The sequence below is a fragment of the Thiohalophilus sp. genome (assembly GCF_046483665.1).
GTDB lineage: Bacteria > Pseudomonadota > Gammaproteobacteria > UBA6429 > Thiohalophilaceae > Thiohalophilus.
On sequence record NZ_JAWOCR010000013.1, the window covers coordinates 26,327 to 51,432 of the forward strand.

At 55.7% G+C, this 25,106-nt stretch carries 22 protein-coding genes and 1 other RNA gene; 10 read left to right on the forward strand and 13 right to left on the reverse strand.

The window, feature by feature from the left end:
- Positions 1-3: 3 nt before the first annotated feature.
- From mraZ to rsmI, 3 genes are all read right to left on the reverse strand, one after another.
- On the reverse strand, positions 4-462 hold the full coding sequence (gene mraZ, locus R6U90_RS03265; protein ID WP_410351232.1) for a division/cell wall cluster transcriptional repressor MraZ: 459 nt from the start codon (positions 460-462) through the stop codon (positions 4-6).
- A 239-nt stretch (positions 463-701) separates the two neighbouring features.
- An RNA gene (gene rnpB / locus R6U90_RS03270) (RNase P RNA component class A) lies at positions 702-1,059 on the reverse strand.
- Between the two features lie 49 nt (positions 1,060-1,108).
- Positions 1,109-1,951 (reverse strand): 16S rRNA (cytidine(1402)-2'-O)-methyltransferase, encoded by an 843-nt coding sequence (rsmI, locus tag R6U90_RS03275; protein WP_410351233.1) that lies wholly within the window; start codon positions 1,949-1,951, stop codon positions 1,109-1,111.
- A 70-nt stretch (positions 1,952-2,021) separates the two neighbouring features.
- On the opposite strand from rsmI, the gene R6U90_RS03280 reads away from it, so the two are divergent.
- Genes R6U90_RS03280 through R6U90_RS03295 form a run of 4 tightly spaced genes read left to right on the forward strand, consistent with a single transcriptional unit; the run spans position 2,022 to position 6,251 of the window.
- Entirely contained in the window at positions 2,022-3,887 is a 1,866-nt protein-coding gene (locus tag R6U90_RS03280) for a penicillin-binding protein activator (RefSeq protein ID WP_410351234.1), read from the forward strand.
- Positions 3,888-3,891: 4 nt separating this feature from the next.
- Positions 3,892-4,269, forward strand: coding sequence for a YraN family protein (locus R6U90_RS03285; protein WP_410351235.1), 378 nt, complete (start codon positions 3,892-3,894; stop codon positions 4,267-4,269).
- A gap of 3 nt (positions 4,270-4,272) precedes the next feature.
- Positions 4,273-4,857: a phosphoheptose isomerase gene (locus R6U90_RS03290; protein WP_410351236.1), complete on the forward strand. Its 585-nt coding sequence runs from the start codon at positions 4,273-4,275 to the stop codon at positions 4,855-4,857.
- Entirely contained in the window at positions 4,857-6,251 is a 1,395-nt protein-coding gene (locus R6U90_RS03295; protein WP_410351237.1) for an FAD-binding oxidoreductase, read from the forward strand. The genes R6U90_RS03290 and R6U90_RS03295 overlap by 1 nt, the downstream gene beginning before the upstream one ends.
- Before the next feature lie 69 nt (positions 6,252-6,320).
- Here R6U90_RS03295 and R6U90_RS03300 read toward each other — a convergent pair whose 3' ends face one another.
- The 7 genes from R6U90_RS03300 to R6U90_RS03330 form a co-directional block, all read right to left on the reverse strand.
- A complete protein-coding gene (locus R6U90_RS03300; RefSeq protein WP_410351238.1) occupies positions 6,321-6,821 on the reverse strand; it encodes an O-acetyl-ADP-ribose deacetylase in 501 nt (166 codons plus the stop codon).
- A 371-nt stretch (positions 6,822-7,192) separates the two neighbouring features.
- On the reverse strand, positions 7,193-7,573 hold the full coding sequence (locus R6U90_RS03305; protein WP_410351343.1) for a ClpXP protease specificity-enhancing factor: 381 nt from the start codon (positions 7,571-7,573) through the stop codon (positions 7,193-7,195).
- 23 nt (positions 7,574-7,596) lie between these two features.
- Positions 7,597-8,223: a glutathione S-transferase N-terminal domain-containing protein gene (locus tag R6U90_RS03310; RefSeq protein WP_410351239.1), complete on the reverse strand. Its 627-nt coding sequence runs from the start codon at positions 8,221-8,223 to the stop codon at positions 7,597-7,599.
- A gap of 215 nt (positions 8,224-8,438) precedes the next feature.
- Positions 8,439-9,206, reverse strand: coding sequence for a cytochrome c1 (locus tag R6U90_RS03315; protein WP_410351344.1), 768 nt, complete (start codon positions 9,204-9,206; stop codon positions 8,439-8,441).
- Positions 9,206-10,441, reverse strand: coding sequence for a cytochrome b (locus tag R6U90_RS03320; RefSeq protein WP_410351240.1), 1,236 nt, complete (start codon positions 10,439-10,441; stop codon positions 9,206-9,208). Before R6U90_RS03320 ends, R6U90_RS03315 begins: the two co-directional genes overlap by 1 nt.
- Entirely contained in the window at positions 10,441-11,043 is a 603-nt protein-coding gene (petA, locus tag R6U90_RS03325) for a ubiquinol-cytochrome c reductase iron-sulfur subunit (RefSeq protein ID WP_410351241.1), read from the reverse strand. The genes R6U90_RS03320 and petA overlap by 1 nt, the downstream gene beginning before the upstream one ends.
- A gap of 219 nt (positions 11,044-11,262) precedes the next feature.
- A complete protein-coding gene (locus R6U90_RS03330; RefSeq protein ID WP_410351242.1) occupies positions 11,263-12,021 on the reverse strand; it encodes a Nif3-like dinuclear metal center hexameric protein in 759 nt (252 codons plus the stop codon).
- A 71-nt stretch (positions 12,022-12,092) separates the two neighbouring features.
- Between R6U90_RS03330 and R6U90_RS03335 the strand changes: the two genes are divergently transcribed.
- Positions 12,093-13,250 carry a Do family serine endopeptidase gene (locus R6U90_RS03335; protein ID WP_410351345.1) on the forward strand — a complete coding sequence of 386 codons (1,158 nt, stop codon included), beginning with the start codon at positions 12,093-12,095 and terminating at the stop codon, positions 13,248-13,250.
- Between the two features lie 41 nt (positions 13,251-13,291).
- On the opposite strand, the gene R6U90_RS03340 is transcribed toward R6U90_RS03335, so the two are convergent.
- The gene (locus R6U90_RS03340) at positions 13,292-13,669 is read right to left on the reverse strand and encodes a hypothetical protein (RefSeq protein ID WP_410351243.1); all 378 of its coding nucleotides are present in this window, start codon (positions 13,667-13,669) and stop codon (positions 13,292-13,294) included.
- Between the two features lie 282 nt (positions 13,670-13,951).
- Between R6U90_RS03340 and R6U90_RS03345 the strand changes: the two genes are divergently transcribed.
- The 5 genes from R6U90_RS03345 (at position 13,952) to R6U90_RS03365 (ending at position 23,404) form a co-directional block, all read left to right on the forward strand.
- The gene (locus tag R6U90_RS03345; protein WP_410351244.1) at positions 13,952-16,123 is read left to right on the forward strand and encodes a malate synthase G; all 2,172 of its coding nucleotides are present in this window, start codon (positions 13,952-13,954) and stop codon (positions 16,121-16,123) included.
- Between the two features lie 1,402 nt (positions 16,124-17,525).
- Positions 17,526-19,205, forward strand: a complete 1,680-nt coding sequence (locus R6U90_RS03350; RefSeq protein ID WP_410351245.1) for an NADH-quinone oxidoreductase subunit L — start codon at positions 17,526-17,528, stop codon at positions 19,203-19,205.
- A gap of 1 nt (position 19,206) precedes the next feature.
- On the forward strand, positions 19,207-19,968 hold the full coding sequence (locus R6U90_RS03355) for a hypothetical protein (protein ID WP_410351246.1): 762 nt from the start codon (positions 19,207-19,209) through the stop codon (positions 19,966-19,968).
- Entirely contained in the window at positions 19,965-23,081 is a 3,117-nt protein-coding gene (locus R6U90_RS03360) for a DUF2309 domain-containing protein (protein ID WP_410351247.1), read from the forward strand. Before R6U90_RS03355 ends, R6U90_RS03360 begins: the two co-directional genes overlap by 4 nt.
- Positions 23,078-23,404: a P-II family nitrogen regulator gene (locus tag R6U90_RS03365; protein ID WP_410351248.1), complete on the forward strand. Its 327-nt coding sequence runs from the start codon at positions 23,078-23,080 to the stop codon at positions 23,402-23,404. Before R6U90_RS03360 ends, R6U90_RS03365 begins: the two co-directional genes overlap by 4 nt.
- Before the next feature lie 29 nt (positions 23,405-23,433).
- Here R6U90_RS03365 and R6U90_RS03370 read toward each other — a convergent pair whose 3' ends face one another.
- Both R6U90_RS03370 and R6U90_RS03375 read right to left on the reverse strand, forming a co-directional pair.
- Complete coding sequence (locus R6U90_RS03370; protein WP_410351249.1) at positions 23,434-23,829, reverse strand: hypothetical protein; 396 nt, start codon at positions 23,827-23,829, stop codon at positions 23,434-23,436.
- A 286-nt stretch (positions 23,830-24,115) separates the two neighbouring features.
- Complete coding sequence (locus tag R6U90_RS03375) at positions 24,116-25,099, reverse strand: MBL fold metallo-hydrolase (protein WP_410351346.1); 984 nt, start codon at positions 25,097-25,099, stop codon at positions 24,116-24,118.
- Between the last annotated feature and the right edge of the window lie 7 nt (positions 25,100-25,106).

Sequence of the window (25,106 nt, forward strand, 5' to 3'; positions counted from 1 at the left end):
GTTTTATAAAGACAGTGTTTCCAGCTCAGCGGACAGTTCCGATTCCTCCTGGTTTTCCTGGGTAATCCATTGATCGCGCTGTTCGTTCCAGGTCTGCTCGTCCCAGATTTCGAACTTGTTACCTTGCCCGGTCAGGGCAATGCGTTTATCCAATTTGGCGAATTCACGAAGTGGTGGCGGGATAAGAATGCGGCCGTGACTGTCCAGCTCCAGCTCGGTGGCATGGCCGATCAGCAGGCGCTGCAGGCGACGGGCTGTGGCGTTGAGGTTGCCCAGCCGAACGAGCTTGCGCTCGATCTCTTCCCATTCGGGTAGCGGATACAACAGCAGGCACGGATCACTGCGATCGACAGTAATCACCAGTTGCCCGTCGGACTGCTCTAGTACGCCATCCCGATACCGACTCGGCATGGCCATGCGGCCCTTGGCATCCAGGCTGAGTGTGTTGACGCCACGAAACACGTTGGTTTCCCCAGGGACGAAATCCCATTAATTCCCACATTGATCCACTTTGATACACTATAGGTAGCAATATGCCCGGCTGTCAAGCAAACAGCGCCACAAAAGTGGGAATTCTTTCTTGTCTGACAGTAACTTAGCCACGCTCAGGCATGGTGGGAGGGAAACAAAGGCATCTTTTGACGGAAGTTAGTATAACGGAAAAACAACAGGTTATAGAGGGGCGTTAATGTTAATTAATAAGAAAGAGTCGGCCGTTAAGCCGGGTTCTGTCGTGGACAGTCATTCATCTGGGATGCACGTCACCGCGCACCTCTAGCGACCTACCCGGGAACCGTGTGGGCCACACGTGGCCTTGCGGCCTGCTCCCCTATTTGGTCTTGCTCCGGATGGGGTTTACCCTGCCACCGGTGTTACCACCGGCGCGGTGCGCTCTTACCGCACCATTTCACCCTTACCGGCCGCTTGCGCGGCTTGGGCGGTATATTTTCTGCGGCACTTTCCGTAGGCTCGCGCCTCCCAGGCGTTACCTGGCATCCCGCCCGATGGAGCCCGGACTTTCCTCCCCGCCAGAGGCGGAGCGACTGTCAGGCCGACTCTTGCCGACATTATATAATAAGTATGTTCCTGACGGGGGATCGCTGGCTGATTAATTCTTCATCACCAGTGCCTGTTGATAGAGCAGATTCTTTTTAATCCCCGTAATCCGCGCAGCCAGCGCTGCCGCCTGTTTGACGGGGAGTTCCTCCAGCAAGACTCCCAGCACCCGTTCGACTTCGGGATCGAGGGCCGCCTCTACGGCCGGTGCCCCCGCTACCAGCAATACTATCTCTCCTTTTTGCTGATTAGTGTCGCTGCTGACAAAGGCCTGCAGCTCGGCCAGGCTGCCGCCCTGTACAGTTTCAAAGGTCTTGGTCAACTCCCGGGCCAGCACCGCCTCCCGCTCGCTGCCCAGCATCTCGCCCATATCGGCCAGGCTCTCCAGAATCCGGTGCGGTGACTCGTAAAACGCCAGGGTACAGGGTTCGGCCGCCAGTGCCGCCAGTCGGTGACGCCGCGCAGCGGCTTTGGCCGGTAAAAAGCCGAGGAACTTGAAACAGTCAGTAGGCAAACCACTGACCGACAGGGCAGCGATCACGGCACTGGGACCGGGCACCGGAATCACCCGGAGCCCCTGCAGGCGGGCCTGCTGGACCAGATGAAAACCGGGATCGCTGAGTAATGGCGTCCCGGCATCGGAGATCAGAGCCACGCTTTCGCCATTGGCAAGACGTTGTAACAATCTGCTACTCTGTTCCCGCTCGTTATGTTCGTGCAGTGCCACGCACCGGGTTGTCACGGCAAAGTGGCGCAGCAGACGCGCGCTGTGCCGGGTATCCTCTGCCGCGATCAACGCCACTTGCTGCAGGATTTCCACGGCACGTTGTGACATGTCACCGAGATTCCCGATCGGGGTTGCGACAACATAGAGCGCACTGTTTTCAGAGTTCACGGTATAATTTCCGCCAGAATGGAATTCATCCGCCTTTATACAGCAAAAACAGGAACCCGATGAAGTGAGAATGCCACGTCAACTGATATCCCTGTGGGTTATGATTGTAACGCTTCTGCTGGCCGGTTGTGCCCAAGTGCCGGAAGAACCCGAGGTCATCGTCAAGGAAACCAATCCGGTTGCCGAAGCGGAACGACTGCTGGCAAGCGGGGGGTTTACCGAGGCGGCCCGGGCCTTTAACGAACTGGCCAAACAGGCCAGTGGCGCGCAACAAACCAATTTTCTGCTGCGCACCGCTGCTGCGCTGGCACGCGATAGCCGGATTCACAGGAGTCGGCAGATCCTTGAAACCATTCAACCTGATTCACGCAACCGGCAACAACTGTTTTTACTGCACCTGACCGAAGCGCATATAGCACTGAGTGAACGTCGGGCCCGGGATGTCCTGCATATTCTGGAGCAGGCGCCACCGCAACAGGTCAAACCGTTCTATCTGGCCGACTATCACCAGTTGCGCGCCGCCGCATACACTATGCTCGGCAACCGGGTCGATACCGCGCACGAACTGGTCGAGCGCGAAACGTATCTGCAAAACGAGGGGCTCATTGAGGCAAACCAGCGCGATATCTGGGAGGCCCTGGCCATGCTCAATGAGCGCAGCCTGGCCCAGATGCGCATGGCTACCGGAAAAAACGTGCTTGGTGGCTGGATGGAACTGGTACAAATCAGCAAAGCCTACCAGTTAAAACCCGAAATCCTGAACCGCCGTGTCGATGAATGGCAACAAAGCTATCCCGAGCACCCGGTACAGGAAAATATTCTCAAGGGACTACTTGAACGGCGTCAGCAGGACATTCTCACACCGCGTCGCATTGCCGTGTTATTGCCCTTTGACAGCCGTTTTGGCCAGGCGGCCCGGGCCGTTCGCGATGGCATCATCGCCGCCTATTACGCCCGCTCCTCGCAATATGAACAACGTATCCGGTTTTACGATACCGGTTCCGATCAAGAAACCGCTCTGGTGGCTTATCGACAGGCCATTGCCGAGGAAAGCGACTTCATAATCGGTCCATTGAATAAACAGTCGATCGAACATCTACTCGATAAACAGGAACTGGGCACACCGCTGCTGGCACTGAACTATACCCGAGAACAAAACATTCCGGACAAGCTTTTTCAATTTGGACTCTCCCCCGAAGAGGAAGCCCGGCAGGTGGCCGAGCGAACCTGGCTGGATGGCCATGTCAATAGTGTTGCGCTGATTCCAGAGGGCAGCTGGGGCGAACGGGTCTATACCGCTTTTCAGCAACGTTGGGAACAGCTTGGTGGCAAAGTGATTGAAACCCGGCGATACAATGCCGAGCGCCAGGATTTTTCCGGACCGATTCAGGATATGCTGAATATCACCGAAAGCCAACGCCGTGTCCGGGCCATGCGGCGGCTGCTGGATCGAGACATCAAATTCGAACCGCGTCGGCGCAAGGATCTGGATTTTATTTTCCTGGCCGCCTATCCGCGCCAGGCACGTCAGATTCGTCCGCAACTCAAGTTCTATCACGCATCCGATGTGCCCGTTTATGCGACATCACACGTGTTTACCGGCAGTCTGAACCAGGAACGGGATCGCGACATGGATGGCCTGATCTTTGGCGACATGCCGTGGGTCCTGGCTGGTAGCACCACGCATCGCGGCCTGCGTCCGCAAATCGAGCAGTATATTTCCCAGGCCGGCAGCAGCCTGCAACGGTTGTATGCACTGGGCATCGATGCCTATAGCATTATCTTCGCGCTCAACACACTCAAGGCTTATCCCTACGAGCGTTACGATGGAGAAACCGGCAGTCTGAGTCTCGACCCCATGCAGCGCATCAAACGCCAGTTGACCTGGGTCAAATTCCGCAGTGGCCGGCCGGTAGCGCTGGACGAAGGATTGTAGTGGCATGTGGTCCGGACCTGGACGCGCGCAACGCGGTAACCAGGCCGAACAATGGGCTCGCCGCTATCTGGAGCAACAGGGACTGCATTTTGAGCAAGCCAACTTCCGCTGCCGGCGAGGCGAGATTGATCTGATCATGCGCGATGGCGATAGCCTGGTATTTGTCGAAGTTCGCTACCGCCGTAATGACCGCTACGGCAGTGCCGCCGAAACGGTCGACCGCCAAAAACAGAGAAAACTGGTGACAACCGCGCTATTCTATTTGCAAAACAACCCGAAACAGGCCCGATTGAGCAGCCGCTTTGATGTTGTTGCCATCAGTGGTGAGGGGGATGCGCCCCGTATTGACTGGCATCCCGATGCCATCCAGATTCAGGATTGAAGTATGAGTATCAGTGACAATATACAGCAGTTGTTTGACGCCAGCGTCGAGACCAATCTACAGGCCAAGCCGGTTCTGGCCGAGCCCATCGCCCGCGGAGTTGAGCTGATGGTTGCCGCCCTGCAACGCGGTAACAAGATACTCAGCTGTGGTAACGGCGGTTCCGCGGCCGATGCCCAGCACTTTGCTGCCGAACTGGTCTGTCGTTACGAGCGCGAACGTCCCGAGCTGGCGGCCATTGCCCTGACGACCGATACCTCGGCATTAACCGCGATCTCCAATGATTATGACTTTAACCAGATCTTTGCCAAACAGGTTCGCGCCCTGGGCAAAGCCGATGATCTGTTGCTGGCCATTTCCACCAGCGGCAACTCCCCGAATGTGATCTGCGCTATCGAGGCGGCACATACCCGGGGTTTGCAGGTTATTGCCCTGACCGGTCGCGACGGGGGCGACATCAGTCAACTGCTGCAGGGCAGCGATGTCGAGATCCGCGTCCCCTCCGAGATCACCGCACGCATCCAGGAAATCCATCTGCTGGCGATTCACTGTTTTTGTCACCAGATCGACGCGCAACTTTTCGGTTAATGACTTTACCCACTGCGTTTATCAACCGCCTGCAGCAGATTCTCGGTAACGAGGGCCTGCTGAGCGATCCTTCCGAAACCTGGAACTACGGTTACGACAACAGCCGTCGTCACGCCGCGCCGGAACTGGTGGCGCTGCCCGCCAATCACGACCAGGTGGCGGCTGTGGTACAGCTGTGTTATGAGTTCAGTATTGCTCTGACCGCGCGCGGGCGCGGGACCGGCACTACCGGGGCCAGTGTTCCCCTGCAACAGGGTGTCATTCTGTCCACCGAAAAACTGAACCGGATATGCAAAATTGATCCGGCCAATCGCTACATGGTCGTCGAGCCCGGCGTCACCAATCAGCAAGTACAGGATGCCGCTGCCGAACATGGCTTTTTCTGGCCGCCCGATCCCACCAGTGCCGCCTATTGCTCTGTCGGCGGCAATCTGGCCTACAACTCGGCCGGCCCGCGGGCCATCAAATACGGCACACCACGCGATAACACCTTCGGACTGCGCGCTGTCACCGGCGAAGGCAAGAGTATCCGCACCGGCGTTTACACTACCAAAGGGGTGGTCGGTTACGACCTGACCCGTTTGTTGATCGGCTCCGAGGGCACCCTGGCTATCATCACCGAGGCCACCCTCAAATTGACACCGCTGCCACAAACCAAACGTACCGTACAAAGCATTTATCGGGACATCGACAGCGCCGCCAGGGCGGTATCCGCTATCATGGCCCAGCCGGTGGTGCCCTATGCGCTGGAATTTATGGATGGTAAAGCCATTGCCATGATTCGCGACTATTCCAATGCCGATTTACCCGCCGGAGCCGGCGCGATGCTGATGATCGAAGTGGATGGCTCTGGGGCATCGATTCAACATGAGCTCGATGCCGTCTGTGCCGCCGCCGACAATGAAGGCCTGCTGCAACTCAAGCGTGCCGAAACCGAACAGACAATCCAGGCCCTGTGGCAAACCCGCAAGGCCCTCTCCCCCGCCCTGCGCACCATTGCCCCGAAAAAGATCAACGAGGACGTGGTGGTCCCGGTCTCCAACATACCCGCTTTGATCAACGGTCTGTCGGCCCTCTCCGAACAATACGGCATCACTATCGTCAACTTCGGCCATGCCGGCAACGGCAACATCCACGTCAACCTGCTGGCCAATCCCGATAACAAAGAAGAGATGCAGCGCGCCCATCAATGCCTGGACGACGTCTTTACCCTGGTGCTCGAACTCGACGGCACCCTCTCCGGCGAACACGGTGTGGGCATCGAAAAACAGGAATTCGTCGGCCGCGAAATCGATCCGGTCACGCTGGAGCTGATGCGACGTATCAAGCAGGACTTCGATCCAAAGGGAATCCTGAATCCGGGGAAAATGTTCCCGACAGACCAAGAGCTTTAACGCAGTGGCACGAAGTTATAATTTTGAATTTAAGAGCCGGATTCCATTCACAATTCAACATTCAGAATTCTACAGTATTTTCTCCAAAACCTGCCGGTAACGCGCCGCATCCTCCTGGCTGAAGGCGCAGGCCACGATGCGTTCGAATTTCGGTTCATATATACGCATCACCCGCACAGCGATCGCCACGGCCTGGTCCCCGGGATAGCCGTAGACCCCGGTACTGATACCGGGAACGGCAATGGAGCGGATATCCCCCTGCTCCAGCGCCACGTCGAAGGAGCGCCGGTAACAACTTTCCAGCAAGGCCGGTTCACCCTGTTCGCCGCCGTGCCAGATGGGGCCGACGGTGTGAATCACATAGCGGGCGGGCAAATTAAAACCGAGGGTAATTTTGGCATCGCCAGTGTCGCAACCGTTCAGTAGCCGACAGGCTTCGAGCAATTCAGGGCCGGCGGCATGATGAATGGCACCATCCACCCCGCCACCGCCCAGCAGCGAGTTATTGGCCGCATTGACGATGGCATCCACCTGCAGGCTGGTGATGTCGCCCTGCACAACCTCGATCATAACGACCTCCCGCAATGTGTTGCCGGTACAAGATTCGAGGCCATTATAGCCTGGGCGTGGAGCTCAGTTTGTCTCTCGCAAAGGCGCGATGGTGCAAAGAAAATATCACGTTTTATTCCCAGCGACTTCGCGTCTCTGCGATAGTATGCATATAACACGTGCCTGTCCCTATAAGGAGAGTGTCGCCAGAGTCCAGATGGTCGACACCACCTGCAATCTGCGTGTAAAACAATAGCCTGGGTCAGGTTGCGCTGACGCGCTATCTGACAGTCTCCGTCCGGAAAAATCGTGGCATCAGAAACCAGGGCAGCACTCACAGAGTTTTGTGTTCTTTGTGGCCTCTGCGCTAAATCAAACTCGCGCTGAAGCGTTTACTTGACCAGCTTGAGGTTGGGTTTGCCGGATTTGTCGTCGTCCGGACCGTCATCGTCGGGCGGCGGATTGTCAGGTTCATTGAACACCATACCCTGCCCGTTTTCCTTGGCGTAGATCGCCAGAACGGCGGTAATCGGGAAACTGACATCCATCGGTTTGCCGGCAAACCGGGCACTGAAGGCGACGTATTCGTTGCCCAGTTCCAGGCCGTTGACGGCAATCGGGCTCACATTGAGGACAATCTTGCCGTTTTCCACATAATCACGCGGTATATAGGCGTAATCGTTTTCGGCGTTGACCAGAACGTAGGGGGTCATCTGGTTATCGACGATCCAGTCATAAATAGCACGAAGCAGATACGGCTGGCTGGGCGTCATGGACATGGCAATACCTTTCGGATTTATTCGTCTTTCATTTCCTTCTCACCTTCGGTGAGACTCTGTTTGAAGGATTCCCGTTCAAACATACGCTCGGCGTAATTAATCACCGGTTTGGCCGCAGACGGCAGCTCTATTCCGTAAGAGGGCAGGCGCCACAACAAGGGGATAACAGTACAGTCGATCAGGGAGAATTCATCCCCCAGGAAAAACAGCTTTTGATCGAAAATCGGTGACACCGACATCAAACTGTCGCGCAACTCTTTGCGAACCTTGTCACTGGCCGTGTCCGGATTGCCCAGCTGACGGGCCAGGCGATACCAGTCACGCTCGATACGGTGCAGCATCATACGATTACGGGCTCGCGAGACCGGATCAACCGGCATCAGTGGCGGATGTGGAAAACGCTCATCCAGATACTCCATGATCACCTGGTGCTCGAACAATACCAGATCCCGATCCACCAGGGTGGGAACTTCGTTATAAGGGTTGAGATCCTTGAGGTCTTCCGGAGTGTCGCCAAGGTCGACGTTGTGTATGTCGTAGTTAATGCCCTTCTCTGCCAGTACAATACGTACCATATGGCAATAGGGGCAGGTGTTACCCGAAAACAGGGTCATTGCCAAACGTCGATTGGCCATTTGCGCCATAACTTACTCATCCCAGTGCTGTATTCAGAAACAAAACAGGGGAAACCGGTGGGCTCCCCCTGCTTATTATACCGAACTTGTCCCTTGGTTTGGCGCTTTACGCGGGAAAAATCACGTCTTCTTGAACCCGGGTACCTGATTCGGCGCGGTCCGGCCCGACATCACGTCGCACCGGGCCCGCTGCTTCGGGGCGCAGCACCCCGTCACAGCGCCATTTAGTGGACATCCCGCCAGTATTCTTTCTTCAGCGCGTAGGCCAGGAAGAACAGTATGACCAGGAATAATATAACCCAGACGCCAATCTTATACCGATCCAGCTTGGCCGGCTCACCCACATAGACCATGAAATTGACCAGGTCACGCATGGCATCATCATATTCGGCCGGGCTCATGGAGCCTTCCTTGATGAATTCATAATCGACCACTTCCCTGACCTCTTCGCCATCGTCATTTTCGTGCGTTTCGTAGACCGGCTTTTTCAGGCCTTCCAGTTCCCACAGCACGTGCGGCATGCCGACCAGCGGAAATGCCTCATTGTTAACACCCATTGGCCGGGATTCATCCACGTAGAAGGTCTTCAGATAAGTGTAGAGCCAGTCGGGCCCCCGGGAACGGGCCACGACGGACAGATCCGGCACCTTGGTGCCGAACCAGCCCTCGGCCGCCTCGCCGGGCATGGCATTTTTCATCTTCGAACCGATTTTGGGAGTTTCCCCCTGCGGCAGGTTGGAAAAATCGGCCACGGGCATCAGATTCTGCACCACCTGCTCATCGCTCAGACCGAGATCCTCTCCCATTCGGTTGTAACGCATGTAAGAGAGAGAGTGACAGCCCATGCAGTAATTGACATATAACTGGGCTCCCCGTTGCAGGGAGGCCTGGTTATTCAGGTCAACATCCGCGTCCAGCAGTTTGACGCCCCCGCCGGCGGCCATGGAGACGACCGGTACCATCATCAACAAAAATGCAGTCAATTTTTTCATCATTTGTCAGTCACCCTTTCCGGAACCGGTTTGGTTTTGTCAATTTTGGTGTACCAGGGCATCAGCAGGAAAAACGCAAAGTACAGCGCGGTGAATATCTGCGCCAACAGCGTTTTGACCGGGGTAGAAGGCTGTACGCCCAGGTAACCCAGAACGACAAAACTGATAACAAGGATGGCCAGAGCAATCTTGAACAACGGACCACGGTAACGCACTGATTTAACCGGGCTGCGATCCAGCCAGGGCAGGAAGAACAACACCACAATTGCGGCACCCATCACCACGACACCGGGGAACTGTGAACCGAACATCGGCGGGATGGCCCGCAACATGGCGTAGAACGGCGTAAAGTACCAGACCGGGGCAATATGTTCCGGCGTCTTGAGCGGATCGGCCGGCACAAAGTTGGCGTGCTCGATGAAGTAGCCGCCCATTTCCGGGGCAAAGAAAGCCACGGCAAAGAAGAAAATCAGGAACACCACCACACCGGCAATATCCTTGACTGTGTAGTAAGGATGGAACGGAATGCCGTCAACAGGCTTGCCGTTGGCGTCCTTGTTCTTCTTGATTTCAACACCGTCGGGGTTATTGGAACCGACTTCATGCAGGGCCAGAATGTGAGCCACTATCAGGGCAATCAGCACCAGCGGCAGAGCAATCACGTGGAAGGCAAAGAACCGGTTCAGGGTCGCATCGCCGATAACATAGTCACCGCGAATCCAGATGGACAGCTCCTCACCGACAAACGGCACGGCAGCAAACAGGTTCACAATAACCTGGGCCCCCCAGTAGGACATCTGGCCCCAGGGCAGCAGATAACCGAAGAAGGCTTCCGCCATCAGCGCCAGAAAAATCAGCACGCCGAAGATCCAGATCAACTCGCGCGGGTTCTTGTAGGAACCGTACATCAGGCCGCGATACATATGCAGATACACCACGATAAAGAACGCCGAGGCGCCGGTGGAGTGCATATAACGGATCAGCCAGCCCCAGTTAACATCACGCATGATGTACTCGACCGAGGCAAAGGCCAGCCCGGCGTCGGGCTTGTAATGCATGGTCAGGAAGATACCGGTGACGATCTGGATAACCAGCACCAGCAAAGCGAGTGAACCGAAAAAGTACCAGAAGTTGAAATTTTTCGGTGCATAATATTCGGACAGATGCTCCTTCCACATCTTGCTCAGCGGGAAACGGGCATCGATCCAGTTCATCAGGGATTGTGTTTTGGTCATTATGCTGCCCCTCCGTCTTCGCCAACCAGAACCACAGAATCGCTCAGGAATTTGAAAGGTGGGATGACCAGGTTGGTCGGTGCCGGCACCCCGGCGTAAACGCGGCCGGCCAGATCAAACTTGGAGCCGTGGCAGGGGCAGAAGAAACCGCCTTTCCACTCCTTGCCACCCATATCCCTGGCGCCCGGTTCGGGACGGTAGGTCGGGGAGCAACCCAGGTGAGTACAAATCCCCACCAGCACGGCAATTTCAGGATTCGTTTCCCGGGCACGGAATTCATTCTGCGCATATTCCGGTTGCTGCGGCATTTGTGACTGGGGATCCGCCAGTCTGTCATTCAGAGTGGGCAGATCTTCCATATTCTGCTCGGTACGCCGCACCACCCAGATGGGCTTGCCTCGCCATTCCACGGTAACCCGCTCACCCGGCGCCAGTTTGCTGACATCCACTTCCACCGGCGCGCCGGCCGCCTGGGCCCGGGCGCTGGGATTCATGGAATGGATAAACGGAATCGCAATGCCGACCACGCCAGCTGCGCCCACCACACTCGTGGAGGCAAGCAGAAACCGGCGTCGGCTGGTATCAATACCATCGGTACTCATTTGAAAAATATCTCCCCGACTCAGATATGAACGATCACGGCCGTCAACCGGCTGTCATCAAAAAATGCGCTAGTGAAATCGCTGTGCCCAAATAAGAATTTCAGAATGTGGTAAACATCCGGGATTTCAGGCGCGCATAGTTTCGCGTATCGAGCCACCGGGGTCAAGAAAACCACGTAGTTCACCCGGTAGTTCAACAAGTTACTGTTTTCCCCGGCCTCAGGCCGGATTGTCGATATCGATAAATTGCTGCTCGATACCAAAATGTTCTGCCACATGCTCGCCCAGGGCCCATGCCCCGTAACGCTCTGTGGCATGGTGACCGGCGGCAAAAAAATGGATACCATTTTCCCGCGCCAGGTGCACTGTCTGCTCGGAGACCTCGCCCGTCAGATAGGCATCCACCCCCAGACGAACCGCCTCCTCGATCAGACTCTGGGCCCCCCCGGTGCACCAGGCCAGGTTACTCACTGGCGCCGTGGTCCCGCCCACATGCAACGGAGCACGTCCCAGCCGCACGGCGATCTCCTCGGCCAGCGCCTCCCCCGACAGCGGCACAGGAAGACCGCCATACAATCCAATAGCCGGATTCCCCGGCGGCCCAAAGCTGCCCGCCACCTTCAGATCCAGTACCTTTGCCAGTTGCACGTTATTACCATAAACCGGATGTGCATCCAGCGGCAGATGATAGGCCAGCAGGCTGATGTCGTTCTCCAGCAGACGGGCAATACGCCGTTTTTTAATCCCCGCGATCGGCGCCGCCTCGCCCTTCCAGAAATAGCCATGGTGCACCAGCAGGGCATCTGCCCCGGCCTCGACCGCCGCCTCGATCAGCGACTGGGAGGCGGTCACACCGCACACCAGCCGGTTGATCGTCGCGCTACCTTCCACCTGCAAGCCATTGGGGCAGTAATCGGTGAAGCGCTCCACTTCCAGCAAATCATCCAGATACCGCACCAAATCGCTCAGTTGCACCATGCGAAACCCGTCTCCATCAGTTATTATCCGGTGAATTCACACAGTGTAACCAATTCCGGAACATGATGCGCCTGACCCGTACGCTTAAATTCATTATCCAGTTCGCCATTCTCGGCCTGGCTGTCGCTTTTGTCGTCCTTTACTTACTCTCTGACAGCCGTCTGCCGTTCGGCGACAAGCCGGTGGTCGAGCTGCGGGAAGCACCACCCCGCGAATCCGCCAAACGCGGCGAAGGCCCTGTTTCCTATGCCGATGCCGTGGAAACTGCGGCGCCAGCCGTGGTCAATATCCACACCAAAAAGGTTGTCACCCGCGAGGCCCATCCGTTACTGGACGATCCCATCTTTCGCCACTTTTTTGGCGACAACTTCGGCAGTCCGAGTGAACGCGAAGAGACCAATCTTGGCTCCGGTGTCATCATCAGCAAGCAGGGCTACATCCTTACCAACAATCATGTCATCAGCGGCGCCGAAGAAATCCGGATTGCTTTGCCCGATCAACGCAGTGCCAACGCCACCGTGGTCGGCACCGACCCCGATACCGATCTGGCTGTGCTCAAGGTCGAGCTGGAGGCCTTGCCCGTTATCACCCTGGGGCGTTCCAGCCACTTGCGGGTCGGCGATGTGGTTCTGGCCATTGGCAATCCTTTTGGTGTCGGTCAGACCGTCACCTCGGGTATTGTCAGTGCTACCGGCCGCAATATGCTTGGCATCAGCACGTTCGAAAATTTCATCCAGACCGATGCCGCCATCAATCCCGGCAATTCCGGCGGCGCTCTGATTACCGCCAATGGTGAATTGATCGGCATCAACACTGCCATCTTCTCGCGTAGCGGCGGCTCGCAAGGCATCGGCTTCGCCATCCCGACCAGCCTGGCCCGGGATGTCATGCAACAAATCATTGAACATGGCAAGGTCAAACGCGGCTGGCTTGGCGTTGCCATCCAGAATATTAATGATAACCTCGCTGAATCGCTGGACCTTGATGAAGATCAAAAAGGCATCATCATCACCAGTATTCTTAATCAGGGCCCGGCTGACGACGCCGGTCTGCAACCCGGCGATGTCATCACCCGGATCGACGATCAGGCGGTGACCGATGTAGCCAGTGCCCTGGATGTCATCAGCAGTCACCGACCCGGTGACAGGATCACTATCTACATTATCCGACAAGGCAAACCGATGAAGAAAACCGCCCGGGTCATCCAGCGCCCGAAACAGGAGCAATAATCCCTGCCATGCCGGGACATAGCAGGCAGCAGGCTAGAGGATCACTTCCTGCCGGACTCCTGCAATCCCCAGGGCTGGCGCAGTGCCAGTATCAGCAGGGGAATCAGAACCAGGCTCAGCACCAAAGGTCCGTATACCAGCAAACTGACATTGTAATCAGGCTGCCCCGCGAATCGCACGGCATCGATCATCCAGGCATGTATAATCAATACGACTATCCCGTGCAGGATCACCAGAGCGCCGCTTTTCAGTGCCACCGCAAGGGAATAGATAAAATAGGGCACAAGCCCGGCCGCCAGAATCCCCGCCTGGAGGTGATAACCCAGCACCGGTTGCGGTTCAAATGACGCGATAAATGCCAGTAACACACCAATTACGATTATGCCGTATTCAACTAGTTTTAAACGGGTGTTCGCCATACAGCCCCCTGTATCATTTAATGAGTTGGACAGTATTTCTGTCTCAGCAAGTATAGTCGCCTGAGTATGATGTAAAGGCGACGGACCCGAGTGCATAGCTTTCGCACAGAAATTGCCTGAAATTATAGGGTCTTTCTCCGAACCTAAGCACTTACCCTATCGCAAAACAAGCCCCTGTGACACAAAGTCGGGCTGAATTGCTGCCACGAATTACATTACCGTCTATGCTTGCTGGATGAGTCGGCTCAAGCATGTCGTACGACCCGTGTGGAGACATGGACAATGAGTGAGTATATCCAGGCAGGCGAATTACAGATCGACCGTCTGTTGTACAATTTTATTACGGAAGAGGCCTTGCCTGGCACCGGCATCGAGTCCGGGCAGTTCTGGAGCGCGTTATCCGAGGCCGTCCACCGGTTTGGGCCACGTAATCATGAATTGCTCGAACAGCGCGACCGGTTGCAGGACGAGATAGATGACTGGCATCGCCAACATCCCCAGTTTGATGCCCTTGCCTATAAACAGTTTCTGATCGATATCGGTTACCTGTTACCCGAAGGGGAAGACTTCACCATCACGACCGCCAACGTAGATGACGAGATCGCGCTTGTCGCCGGTCCGCAACTGGTTGTACCGTTAACCAATGCACGTTATGCCCTCAATGCCGCCAATGCGCGCTGGGGTAGCCTTTACGATTCCCTCTACGGCACCGATGTAATCGACAACTCCGGCGGCGCCGAACAAACGGCCCAATACAATCCCAAACGCGGTGAGAAAGTTATCGCCTGGGCAATGGCTCTGCTTGACGAGATTACCCCGCTGGAACACGGAAGCCATGCCGATGTGTGTCACTACCGGATCAGAAATGGAACTCTGTTCAGTGAATTGACTACCGGCCACTCCACCTCGCTAAAACATCCGGCACAGTTCAACGGATTTAATGGCCATACCGACGCACCCGCGACAATATTGCTGGTCAAGCACGGTCTGCATATTGAGTTGCAAATCGACCGCGAAGACTCTGTTGGCAAAACGCATCCTGCTGGCATCAAGGATATCCTGCTGGAAGCCGCAGTCACCACGATCCATGACCTGGAAGACTCGGTCGCCACAGTGGATGCCGAAGACAAGGTACAGGCCTATCGCAACTGGCTGGGGCTGATGCAGGGCAATCTCGAAGATACTTTCTCCAAAGCCGGTAAAATGGTGACCCGTCGTCTGAACAGGGATCGGGATTATCTCTCTCCGGAGGGCCGGCCTTTTACTTTGCATGGGCGCAGCCTGATGCTGGTGCGCAACGTCGGCCATTTCCTCCACACCGACGCGGTCACAACCCATTACGGCGCGCCTATACCCGAAGGTATACTGGATGCACTGGTCACCACGCTGATCGCATTACATGACATCCATGGTGACAGTGCGCTCGGCAACTCCCGCACGGGCAGTGTCTATCTGGTCAAACCCAAGATGCATGGTCCTGAGGAAGTCGCTTTCACAAATGATCTGTTCGACTTTGTCGAGGATCAGCTCCAGCTGGCCCGCAATACCCTGAAGATGGGCATTATGGATGAGGAACGGCGTACCTCGATCAATCTGAAAGAATGTATCCGTGCCGCAAAAGATCGGGTGGTCTTTATCAATACCGGATTTCTGGATCGAACCGGCGATGAGATCCACACCAGCATGGAAGCTGGCCCTGTGGTACGCAAGAAAACAATGAAAGAGAGCACCTGGATTCAGGCCTATGAAAAAAACAACGTTGAAACCGGTCTGGCCTGCGGCTTCAGCGGTAAGGCGCAAATAGGCAAGGGAATGTGGGCCATGCCGGACAATATGCATGCAATGCTGGTTGCCAAAGTTGACCATCCCCGCGCCGGAGCCAGCACAGCCTGGGTCCCCTCCCCCACTGCCGCGGTGTTGCATGCCATCCACTACCACCAGATCAATGTCTTTGAACAGCAGGAGACCCTCGTCAGTGATGTTCGCACGCCGCCCGATGATCTGCTGGTCATTCCGCTGATGGATAACGCACAACCTGATACTGACGCCATCACACAGGAACTGGAAAACAACGCACAGGGTATTCTCGGTTACGTCGTACGCTGGATAAACCAGGGTATCGGTTGCTCCAAGGTGCCTGACATCAACAATACGGGCTTAATGGAAGATCGGGCCACTCTGCGCATCTCCAGCCAGCACATTGCCAACTGGCTGCATCACGGCCTTTGCGATGCCGGACAGGTACTGGATGTCATGCAGCGCATGGCACAAAAGGTCGATCAGCAAAACCGTGGTGATCCAACCTATACTTCCATGGGACCGGATTTCAACAACAGCCAGGCATTTCGGGCCGCGTTCGATCTCGTCATCAAAGGGCGTGAGCAGGCCAACGGCTATACCGAACCGTTACTCTATTTGCATCGGCGCATCGTCAAAGAAAAAAACCGTTCCTGAATCCGTGCAAGCAACCCTGATATCTGCCCGGAGCAATCACACAGGCAAGCAGCGAAACAAATATTACGAGTGCACAATTATTTTTAAAAATATTGCTTCGCAATCAACCAGACAATAATGTCGATACAAACAACAATATGACGAAGCACCCTGTCTGAAATAATATGCTTAACACTTGTTCAGGGGGAAGGGGCACTTCCAATCACGCTTTGGCATCCAAAAGCTGAACGGGCAACGGGCCACCTCCCCTGTGCAAAATACACGTCCATATCCTGCAGAAGCTTCGAGGGATTATTGTTTTCAACGATCCTGGCAGTCAGCCTTTCATCCAATGACTTGCCGATACCGCTGTTCTTGTTGACCATCATGCGTTCACTGGCGCGTGTAACGATTGCGCATAAAGAGTTACCTTCGAGCCTGACAAGTTCAATCCGCCACTATCTCAAATAACAAACAGCGACAACGTCCACTTCTGTACCTGTCATCATTTCGGGCGACGAGCAAGTCCGGGCATATACTGACGGGTAACAGCCTGCTTTGATTTTTCCCCGTCACCCGCCGGTCTGGCCTGAGCGATAAGCCAACATCCCGATTAAAATCGGTCCATTACCGCGGTAAATGACGAATTCCTATAGCCAGGGCAAAAAGTACGGTTGCCCCATCTATAACGTCTCCTGTAACGCGGTTCTTTGCCCGACCGATGGCCGGAGGAATCACGTTGATTGCTTCTGTCTGTAAATGAGAAACCTCTTCAACGTTTAGTGCCCTCTGGCTCGCAGGTTATCCATGTTAAATTCCAGTCCGCACCCCGGCCCGCAGCTCATATCCGGACAGCTTGTCTGTCATGACGGACAAGCGCTGGCATCGTCTGGAGAAATCATTTATCGGATCAAACCAGGATGTACCTGACAGGTATCAAATGTCAGAATGATCCTGCAAGCACAAAGCTTTCTGACGATAAAATTGAACAGATAAACACATCCCCTGGAGGATCATCTACGCCAGAGGAAAGCTTGCTCCCCCAGTGCTCACTTCTCTTATATCCCCAGCCCTTATATTTATAGAGGAATACCCTATGCCGCAACAGGTTGAGCCTGGCGGCATAAATTGGCGGCAACATTGACGCCAGCGGTTTCAACCTGAGGCAACAGTACCAGGGGCCCGATTGATCATCCGCTTTACAGGAGGGAATACATTGCTCACAACCATCCGTTTCAATTTGCAATATCGATTTTCATTTATCAAAATTATCTATAAACTGGATCGGTAGTGAAGTGATTATTTCGCGCCAGATGACTTGAAATGATGACACTACACAGGTCTATAAAAACAATAAACCAGGCCACAGGTTCCCCCTTGCAGGTACAGCCCTGACCTTGTCCTGTCACAGGTGAGAGACCAGATGGAACATATCATCATACTGATAACGGGTTTACAGATTCTCTCGGCCTTGTTGACCCATCTATTGACCCCCCGCCTGGGTCGGCAAGTTGCGCGCCTGAGCGTCACCGCAACAGCACTCACTTTCGCTCTGTCTGTCGCTGCCCTGTGGATGGTCCTGAACGGGCACAGCCGGCAAACTGTCAACCTGTTCGATTCCGGTATGCTTCTGTTGCTCGACCCGCTAAGCAGCCTGATGGCCGTGCTCATCGCCGGGATCAGTCTGGTCGTTCATGTGTATTCCCTGCGTTATATGGCCGAAGAAACCGGTTACAGCCGTTTCTTCGTGCTGCTCGATCTGATGACCGCTACATTGCTGGTGATGGTATCCGCCGGGGATCTACTGACTCTGCTTATCGCCTGGCATCTGGTCGGGGTTCTGCTCTATTTTCTGCTTGGCCAGAATACCCGTGATGTCTCGGCGTATCGCTATGCCTTCTGGACCAAGATCACCTATCGCATCGGCGATCTGCCGTTGCTGATTGCCGCGGTGTTGCTCTACCAGGCCTACGGCACCGGCTCGCTGCCGGCGATATTCGAACAGATCAGCACCGAACCGGGCCCCCATCAGGTGCTGGGCTGGCCGCTGATGGATTTGGTCGCGGGGCTCATTGCCCTGGCCGCCTTCGCCCGCTCGGCCCAGTTTCTGTTGCATACCTGGCTACCTTACTCCATGTCGGGACCGACACCGGTGTCGGCTCTGATGCATGCAGGGATCGTTAATGCCGGCGGATTTTTGATCAACCGCTTTGCACCGGTGTTCGTGCATAGCTCGGAGATCCTGCACTGGGTCTTTATCGTCGGCCTGTTTACCGCCGTCATAGGCTCGGTATTGATGCTTATCCAGAACGACATCAAGAAATCCCTGGGTTATTCCACCATGGGCCAGATGGGTTTTATGATCATGGAATGCGGCATTGGCGCCTTCTCCCTGGCCATTTATCATTTGATTGCGCACGGTTTGTTCAAGGGTACCCTGTTTCTGGGAGCCGGCGGGGTGATCAATGCCGCACGCAAGAACGATGGCGTGCCCAAACAAGATCTGTATACCTTCGTGATTGAACGCCGGCCGGTACGACAACGTGTACCCTGGTTATTGATGGCGGCAATCACCCTGGCGGTGCCAATTACTATCCTGGTATTCGCCCATTGGGTGGTCTCGGAAGATTACTTCCAGAAACAGAGCGCCATCGTGTTGCTGTTTTTCGGGTGGATGACCGGGGCGCAATTAATCTTTGCAGTTTACCGGATGCAAACCGGGAATCTGCACCGACTGGTTATGCTGAGTATCTTCTCGTTTGCGATAGTTGTTCTCGGCTATACCCTGATAAGTCACGCTTTTGACCTGTTCCTCTATCCCGATCCGGCATTTCGCGATCAAATCTACGCGGCAGCGGATTTCGAGTTAATCTGGTTCGATGTTCTGGTCATCCTGGTTGCACTGGTCATCATCTTTGGCTGGATTAGCACCAGCTTTAACGATCAACACTATCATCCCAGGGGCGAGTATCGTCGACGACTGTGGTTATCGTTCTATGCGCTGATCTCGCGCGAATTGTATATTACCGATCTGTATACACGAATCAGCCGTGCACTGCTGTCTGTGGCCGGACGGCTCAATCTCTGGTTGAGGTGGCTCTGATATGATCGATACATGGGTATATCTGCTGATCGGCCTGTTCCTGCCGCTATTCCCGCTAAGCATGGGCTTCAACTTCGTACTGGGGCGTAGTCGCTCTGTCCTGTTGCGCATCCTGTTGTTGCTGTTCTGGCCACAAATCGGTCTGATCCTGTTACAAACAGTGAACAGCCCCGTACCCGGCTGGATGGTCCCCCTGGCCCTGTTCACTGCCACACTGTATGCCCTGCGCGCCCTGGCCCTGCGCGAGGTGGGACAGTGGAGCGGATTCCTGGCTACTTCGGCCTGGGCCTTGTTGTGGGTCGTGCTGCGGGGCGATCTGCCGGTACTACAGCTGCATCTTTTTGCGCTGGGCTTCAGTACGCCCCTGGCTTTACTGGCACTGCTTGGTGCCGGGCTGGAACGCCGCTTTGGCGCCGCGTATACCGGCCTGTACGGCGGACTGGCCGAATCGATTCCCCGATTCAGCACGATACTCGTGCTGGTAGTGCTGGCAATTATCGCCACACCGCTGTTCCCGACATTTTTCATCATGCTCGTCACCGTCGTGCAGGCGGTCACGCTCATGCCGCTGGTGGCCGTCAGTGTCGCCCTCGTCTGGTTACTCTGGAGCTGGGCCGGCGCGCGCCTGTTGCAGGGATTAATCGTCGGCCCCGCAGGAGTCAATAAGGTAATCGACCTGAATCGCTTCATAACCGGCGCTTATGCGCTGGCATTAACCCTTCTGGTCGCAAGCGGTGTGTACAGCATCGGAGTCCTGTTATGACATTACCACTGGGACAACAGCTGAAAATTCGCAGCATGATTTACGTGGCCGGCGAACCGATCCCGTTTTTCTGGCCCATGCGTTCATTCATTCACCATAATCCACTGCATGGCCTGGAGCATCTCCCCTTCCCCGAAGCCGTGGAAACCGGCGCGCAACTGTTTCAGGGGCGTGGCTTTTTATCCCGACACGAATACCAGCGTTATCTGGCACAGGGCAAGGTCGATCGGGGTGCGCTGAGCGCCGGGATCGCCGACTTTGTGGCGCAGCAGCCGGCAATCACCGGCGTCAATCTGTCTCACTGGTTGATGACATTACTCACCTGCAACGAACAACCGGTCATGCGGACCCCCTCTTTGGCCAACACAAACGAAGTGCATGCCGTTATAAACCAAACCGAATACGCCGCGGCGACACTCGATACCGATACCCTGACGGCGAGGCTGTATGACACGCTGCTGGGCGCCTGTCCTTTATATGAAGCTGTGGACCGACTCTATGGTACCGGGATCGGCGCTGAACTGGATGAGCTGGTGATCAAAAGCTGTCTTGATTTCTTCGACGAGGGTCAGTCTGTCTGGCACATGCCCGGCCGCAAGCAGGGCCTGTTCAGGGCCTGGCGCGAGCTGGCCCTGCGCAACGCACGGCTGTTCATGCGCGGTCTGCATATCGAGCGGATTCTAAAAAATGAACAACACCCCGAAGGTGTGATTGCCTCGGTGATGAGCGAGCTGGGTGTTCCCGAGGATAAATGGGTCAATTGTTTCTCCCGCGAATTATCCCGCCTGCACGGCTGGGCTGGCTTCATTCGCTGGCGTGCCAACGCCAAACATTACTACTGGAGCCAGCGATATCCCGCCGACCTGGTCGACTTTCTGGCGATACGTCTGATTCTGGCCTTCGCTCTGCTCACCGAACGCTCTCGTCAGCGGATCACCTTCGACCGGCCGTCGCTGGAAAGCCTTATTCAAACCCGGCCCCGGGAAACCTGGCTGCGCCATGAATTATATAGCGGGGCGATACTGCCAGCCTACGCGCAACGCGTGGAACAAACCCTGGCACGGGGACGCCCGGACGCGATTGAACAATGCTTTAACGACTATGTTCTTGCCAAACGCCGTTACGAGGCCGAAGAGCAGGCCGCCCATCTGCGTCAGCTGGCGACCCGCGCCGATGCGAGTGCATCGCTCGAGACCCTGACACCCGATCAGCTGACCACGCTGGTACAGGTCTTACAAAAGTTTGAAAGTGCCGAGGGTATGCTCTGGCTGCGCGCGATGGAGGACCATGCCATGGAAAAGATTCTGGGCAAAGTCAATCTGACGCGACCGGTGGCGCGCGACAAACGTCCCTTTGCCCAGGCCCTGTTTTGTATCGATACCCGCTCCGAGCGAATCCGGCGCCACCTGGAAAGCGCAGGAGATTATCAGACCTTCGGCATCGCCGGTTTCTTCGGGGTACCTATCAGCTTCATGGAACTGGGCAAGGGCAGTGAAACCTATTTGTGTCCGGTCCTGCTCAAACCGAAAAACCTGGTTCTGGAAATGTCGGCCAAAACGGGGGAGGATGTGGCCGCCACTACCGTGCTGGAGAAGGTACTGCACGAACTCAAGGAATCAGTCTTCACGCCGTATGTCACCGTCGAGGCGATCGGCATGTTGTTCGGCTTTGACATGATCGGCAAAACATTCATCCCACTAAGTTACAACCGCTGGCGCCAGCGTCTGTATCGTGACAAACCCTCGACCCATCTGTTACTCGACAAACTGGATCGCGAACAGGCCGACTCCATCGTTCGTGCCGTGCAACGTGCGGTTGTGGCCAAAGCGGTGGAACAGGAGTTTGAACTCGAACCTGAAGCCGTGACCGATAACATGATTCGTGAATTGCGGGAAGTTGCGCTGGATCACGCCATACAGGCCCCGATACTGCGCGAGACGCTGAACCTGAGCCAGGAAGTCGAACAGGCCTTTATCCAGCGCCTGCGTTCGATCTACCGGATTGAGCCGGCCTTCGCCCGTCTGCAAATGGAACAGCTGGCGCGGATTGGTTTCAGTCTCGATGAACAGACCAACTTCGTCAGTCAGGCCCTGCACTCGATCGGCCTGAACCGGGATTTCTCCCGCTTCATCGTGCTGGTCGGCCACGGCAGCACCTCCGAAAATAATCCCTATGAATCAGCGCTCGATTGCGGTGCCTGCGGCGGCAATCACGGGCTGATCAATGCCCGCGCGCTGGCCCAGATGGGCAATAACCCCCGGATCCGTCAGCGGCTGCGTGCCCAGGGAATCGAAATCCCCGACGATGCCTGGTTCCTGCCGGCCCTGCACGACACCACCACTGATGAGATCAAACTGTTCGATCTCGATCGACTGCCTTCCTCGCACCTGGTCTATCTCGATCGCCTGCGCAGCGGCCTGACCGGCGCCTCACGGATGTGTGCCCAGGAACGACTCCCCGAATTGCAACTGACGCCGGGACAATGCGATCCGACCGAGGCCAATCGCCGTGCCCGCCGCAACGCAATGGACTGGTCGCAAGTGCGTCCGGAATGGGGTCTGTCCGGCAACGCCTATTTCATTATCGGCCGCCGTCAGCTAACCCGGCACCGGTCATTAAAAGGCCGCGCCTTTTTGCATTCCTATGACTATCGCGTCGATCCCAAACGACGTCTGCTGGAGACTATTCTCACCGGCCCGCTGGTAGTTGGCCAGTGGATTAACATGGAACACTATTTTTCCACCGTGGATAACGAGCGCTTTGGCAGTGGCAGTAAGGTCTATCACAACGTGGCCGGGCGCTTCGGCGTAATGACCGGCAACCTCAGCGACCTGCGCACCGGTCTGCCGGCCCAGACCGTACTCGATCAGGGACAGCCCTATCATCAGCCCATCCGCCTGATCACGGTCATCGAAGCCCCCTACGAATATGCCCGTCAGGCCATCGAGGAAATCGCTACGATCAAGAATCTGGTGCGTAACGGATGGATACGGATTTTGATCATCGATCCTGAACAACAGACAGCCCATATCTACGACCACGACGCCTGGCGGAGCCGGCCGTTATCCAGTGGCCATGCGGATGAAAAACCCACGGAGTCCACAGCCTCATGAAAAACCTGAACTTCAGTCCATTGAAAAAACTCGAGATTATTCTGAGCGGCGAACACCAGAGCTTTGCTACCGACGTGCTGGATCGGGCCGGCGTCAAGGGATACACCATCATCAATAATCTCTCCGGCAAAGGCAGTCACGGCTTTCACGAAGGGCACCTCATGTTCAACGAGGATGACGTGCTGATCATGATCATCGCCGCAGTGCCGGAGGAACGGGTCAGACCGATACTCGAAGGCCTGTCACCCTTTTACAACGAGCATTCGGGGGTGGTGTTTATCTCCGACATTCAGGTGACACGACTGGTGAAATTCAGCGACTAAGCCTCGTTGCCGTCGCGCATAGAAAGGATTCAGTCCGCAAAGCTCAACTCGGCAATGATCCGGTTCAAACGCCCCTGTTCTCCCTCATCGCCCGGTGCGGCATGGGCACTGGCTGCCGCACGCGCTTCATTCTCAATACGGGTGATATATTGTTCGTTACAGGCACTGACCACCTGCTTGAGCGACTCAAGCAATGGCGAAATCTCTTCTGGCAGGCGAACCCAGCTTTCAATAAACAGGCCGCGGGAAGCATCGATCTTGACCGAATGCCCTTTTTTGTCATTCAGTCGATTGAAATCCTCACACCAGGCTTTCGGCGCCTGGTGTGAGAGTTTGAAATAGAGATCGATATAGGGCTCTTTACGTATTCGCGGCGGACGCGTCTCATCAATGCCGCAGATCTTGATATCGCTGATACCTTCCATTATTGCCTCACTATCATTGCCCGCCGCTGCGGCGGGCATCCAGCATACGCGATAATTACTCCGGATACCCGACAATCCGCTTCCCGGCGGCGCAGAAAAGGATGCGTTTTACGCCTCCCTATCCTGGCATCAAGAATGTGGTGCGCAGACGCAAGCTATCCCGCTTTCCTCTCTTTGTATCACAGCCTTGTTATAGAATTTTCCGGTAACCGGGACGCGTTTTTTCAAGCCGGGAAAAGCAGAACCTGTTTGGCTCTCACTGCCTGAGGCAATGCTTTGCCGGGGTTTAATTAAAGGACGCCGCTTCCATTTCCAGATAAATGCGATAGGCATTGCCCCGGTTGCTGGCATCGAAGGCCGGCATGTCTTCGTACTTCGACCAGTCGGTATTGCGATAGGCCTCGTCGAAGGGCACAAAATTGCGCGCCGCTTCGCCCATTTTCCGGCGTACGTATTTCAGATAGTCCCGGGTAAAATTGATTGCCTGGTGCACGTCATCGGAGGCATCGCCATGACCGGGAATGATAAAGTGCGGCGTCGGCTCCATCTTCTTGAGATAGGCCAGTCCCTGCAGCCAGCGCTCGATATCCGTATCCGGACTGTCCAGGAAAGGAATCCGGCCCTTGTAGATCACATCGCCGCTGAACAGCACGCCGAGTTCTTTGATCAGCATGATACTGTCCCCCGGGGCGTGCGCCGGCCCCATGTGCCGCACTTCGAAAGTCAGCCCGCCCTGCTCGAAGGTAGTTTCTTTTTCAAACGTCGTATCCGGCGGCACCAGATAGGTATCCTCATCCACCCAGGGGAACAATACCTCGCGGCGCTGCTCCAGCCGCCGCTGCGCGGCTTCACCCTGGCTGGCACGATCCCCGCCGATATAGCCCAGGGCCAGACGCTGGACGATAACCTCGGGACTGCCGGCATGCTCGTCGAACGCCTGCAGGCCATAAATATGGTCAGCATGATAATGGCTGATCACCACATGCGTGATCGGTTTGTCAGTCACTTCACGGATCCGCTGCAGCATCCGGTAACCCAGTGCCGGGGTGCCCAGCGCATCAAACACTACCACACCCTCATTGGTTACCACGAAGCCGGCGTTAGACGTATGCCCCTCGTTCACCGCATCGGGCACGCCTGATTTCCCGATAATGTAATACACCGGCGCCTCCGGCACCTGATGTAGCTCAAAGGGCAAACTGACCGTCCCATACGGGGTCTTGACCGGTTCGGCCAGGACCGAAACGCTCACCAGAGCCAGAACAAACATCAACAAA

Bases quoted from the DNA above. Each gene is read 5' to 3' on its own strand.
- R6U90_RS03355 (WP_410351246.1), top strand. From the start codon at position 19,207: ATGATCGATACATGGGTATATCTGCTGATCGGCCTGTTCCTGCCGCTA.
- R6U90_RS03295 (WP_410351237.1), top strand. From the start codon at position 4,857: ATGACTTTACCCACTGCGTTTATCAACCGCCTGCAGCAGATTCTCGGT.
- R6U90_RS03315 (WP_410351344.1), bottom strand. From the start codon at position 9,206: ATGAAAAAATTGACTGCATTTTTGTTGATGATGGTACCGGTCGTCTCC.
- R6U90_RS03365 (WP_410351248.1), top strand. From the start codon at position 23,078: ATGAAAAACCTGAACTTCAGTCCATTGAAAAAACTCGAGATTATTCTG.
- R6U90_RS03360 (WP_410351247.1), top strand. From the start codon at position 19,965: ATGACATTACCACTGGGACAACAGCTGAAAATTCGCAGCATGATTTAC.
- R6U90_RS03370 (WP_410351249.1), bottom strand. From the start codon at position 23,829: ATGGAAGGTATCAGCGATATCAAGATCTGCGGCATTGATGAGACGCGT.
- R6U90_RS03330 (WP_410351242.1), bottom strand. From the start codon at position 12,021: ATGGTGCAACTGAGCGATTTGGTGCGGTATCTGGATGATTTGCTGGAA.
- R6U90_RS03340 (WP_410351243.1), bottom strand. From the start codon at position 13,669: ATGGCGAACACCCGTTTAAAACTAGTTGAATACGGCATAATCGTAATT.
- R6U90_RS03280 (WP_410351234.1), top strand. From the start codon at position 2,022: ATGCCACGTCAACTGATATCCCTGTGGGTTATGATTGTAACGCTTCTG.
- R6U90_RS03290 (WP_410351236.1), top strand. From the start codon at position 4,273: ATGAGTATCAGTGACAATATACAGCAGTTGTTTGACGCCAGCGTCGAG.
- R6U90_RS03285 (WP_410351235.1), top strand. From the start codon at position 3,892: ATGTGGTCCGGACCTGGACGCGCGCAACGCGGTAACCAGGCCGAACAA.
- R6U90_RS03305 (WP_410351343.1), bottom strand. From the start codon at position 7,573: ATGACGCCCAGCCAGCCGTATCTGCTTCGTGCTATTTATGACTGGATC.
- R6U90_RS03310 (WP_410351239.1), bottom strand. From the start codon at position 8,223: ATGGCGCAAATGGCCAATCGACGTTTGGCAATGACCCTGTTTTCGGGT.
- petA (WP_410351241.1), bottom strand. From the start codon at position 11,043: ATGAGTACCGATGGTATTGATACCAGCCGACGCCGGTTTCTGCTTGCC.
- R6U90_RS03350 (WP_410351245.1), top strand. From the start codon at position 17,526: ATGGAACATATCATCATACTGATAACGGGTTTACAGATTCTCTCGGCC.
- R6U90_RS03345 (WP_410351244.1), top strand. From the start codon at position 13,952: ATGAGTGAGTATATCCAGGCAGGCGAATTACAGATCGACCGTCTGTTG.
- R6U90_RS03300 (WP_410351238.1), bottom strand. From the start codon at position 6,821: ATGATCGAGGTTGTGCAGGGCGACATCACCAGCCTGCAGGTGGATGCC.
- R6U90_RS03375 (WP_410351346.1), bottom strand. From the start codon at position 25,099: ATGTTTGTTCTGGCTCTGGTGAGCGTTTCGGTCCTGGCCGAACCGGTC.
- R6U90_RS03320 (WP_410351240.1), bottom strand. From the start codon at position 10,441: ATGACCAAAACACAATCCCTGATGAACTGGATCGATGCCCGTTTCCCG.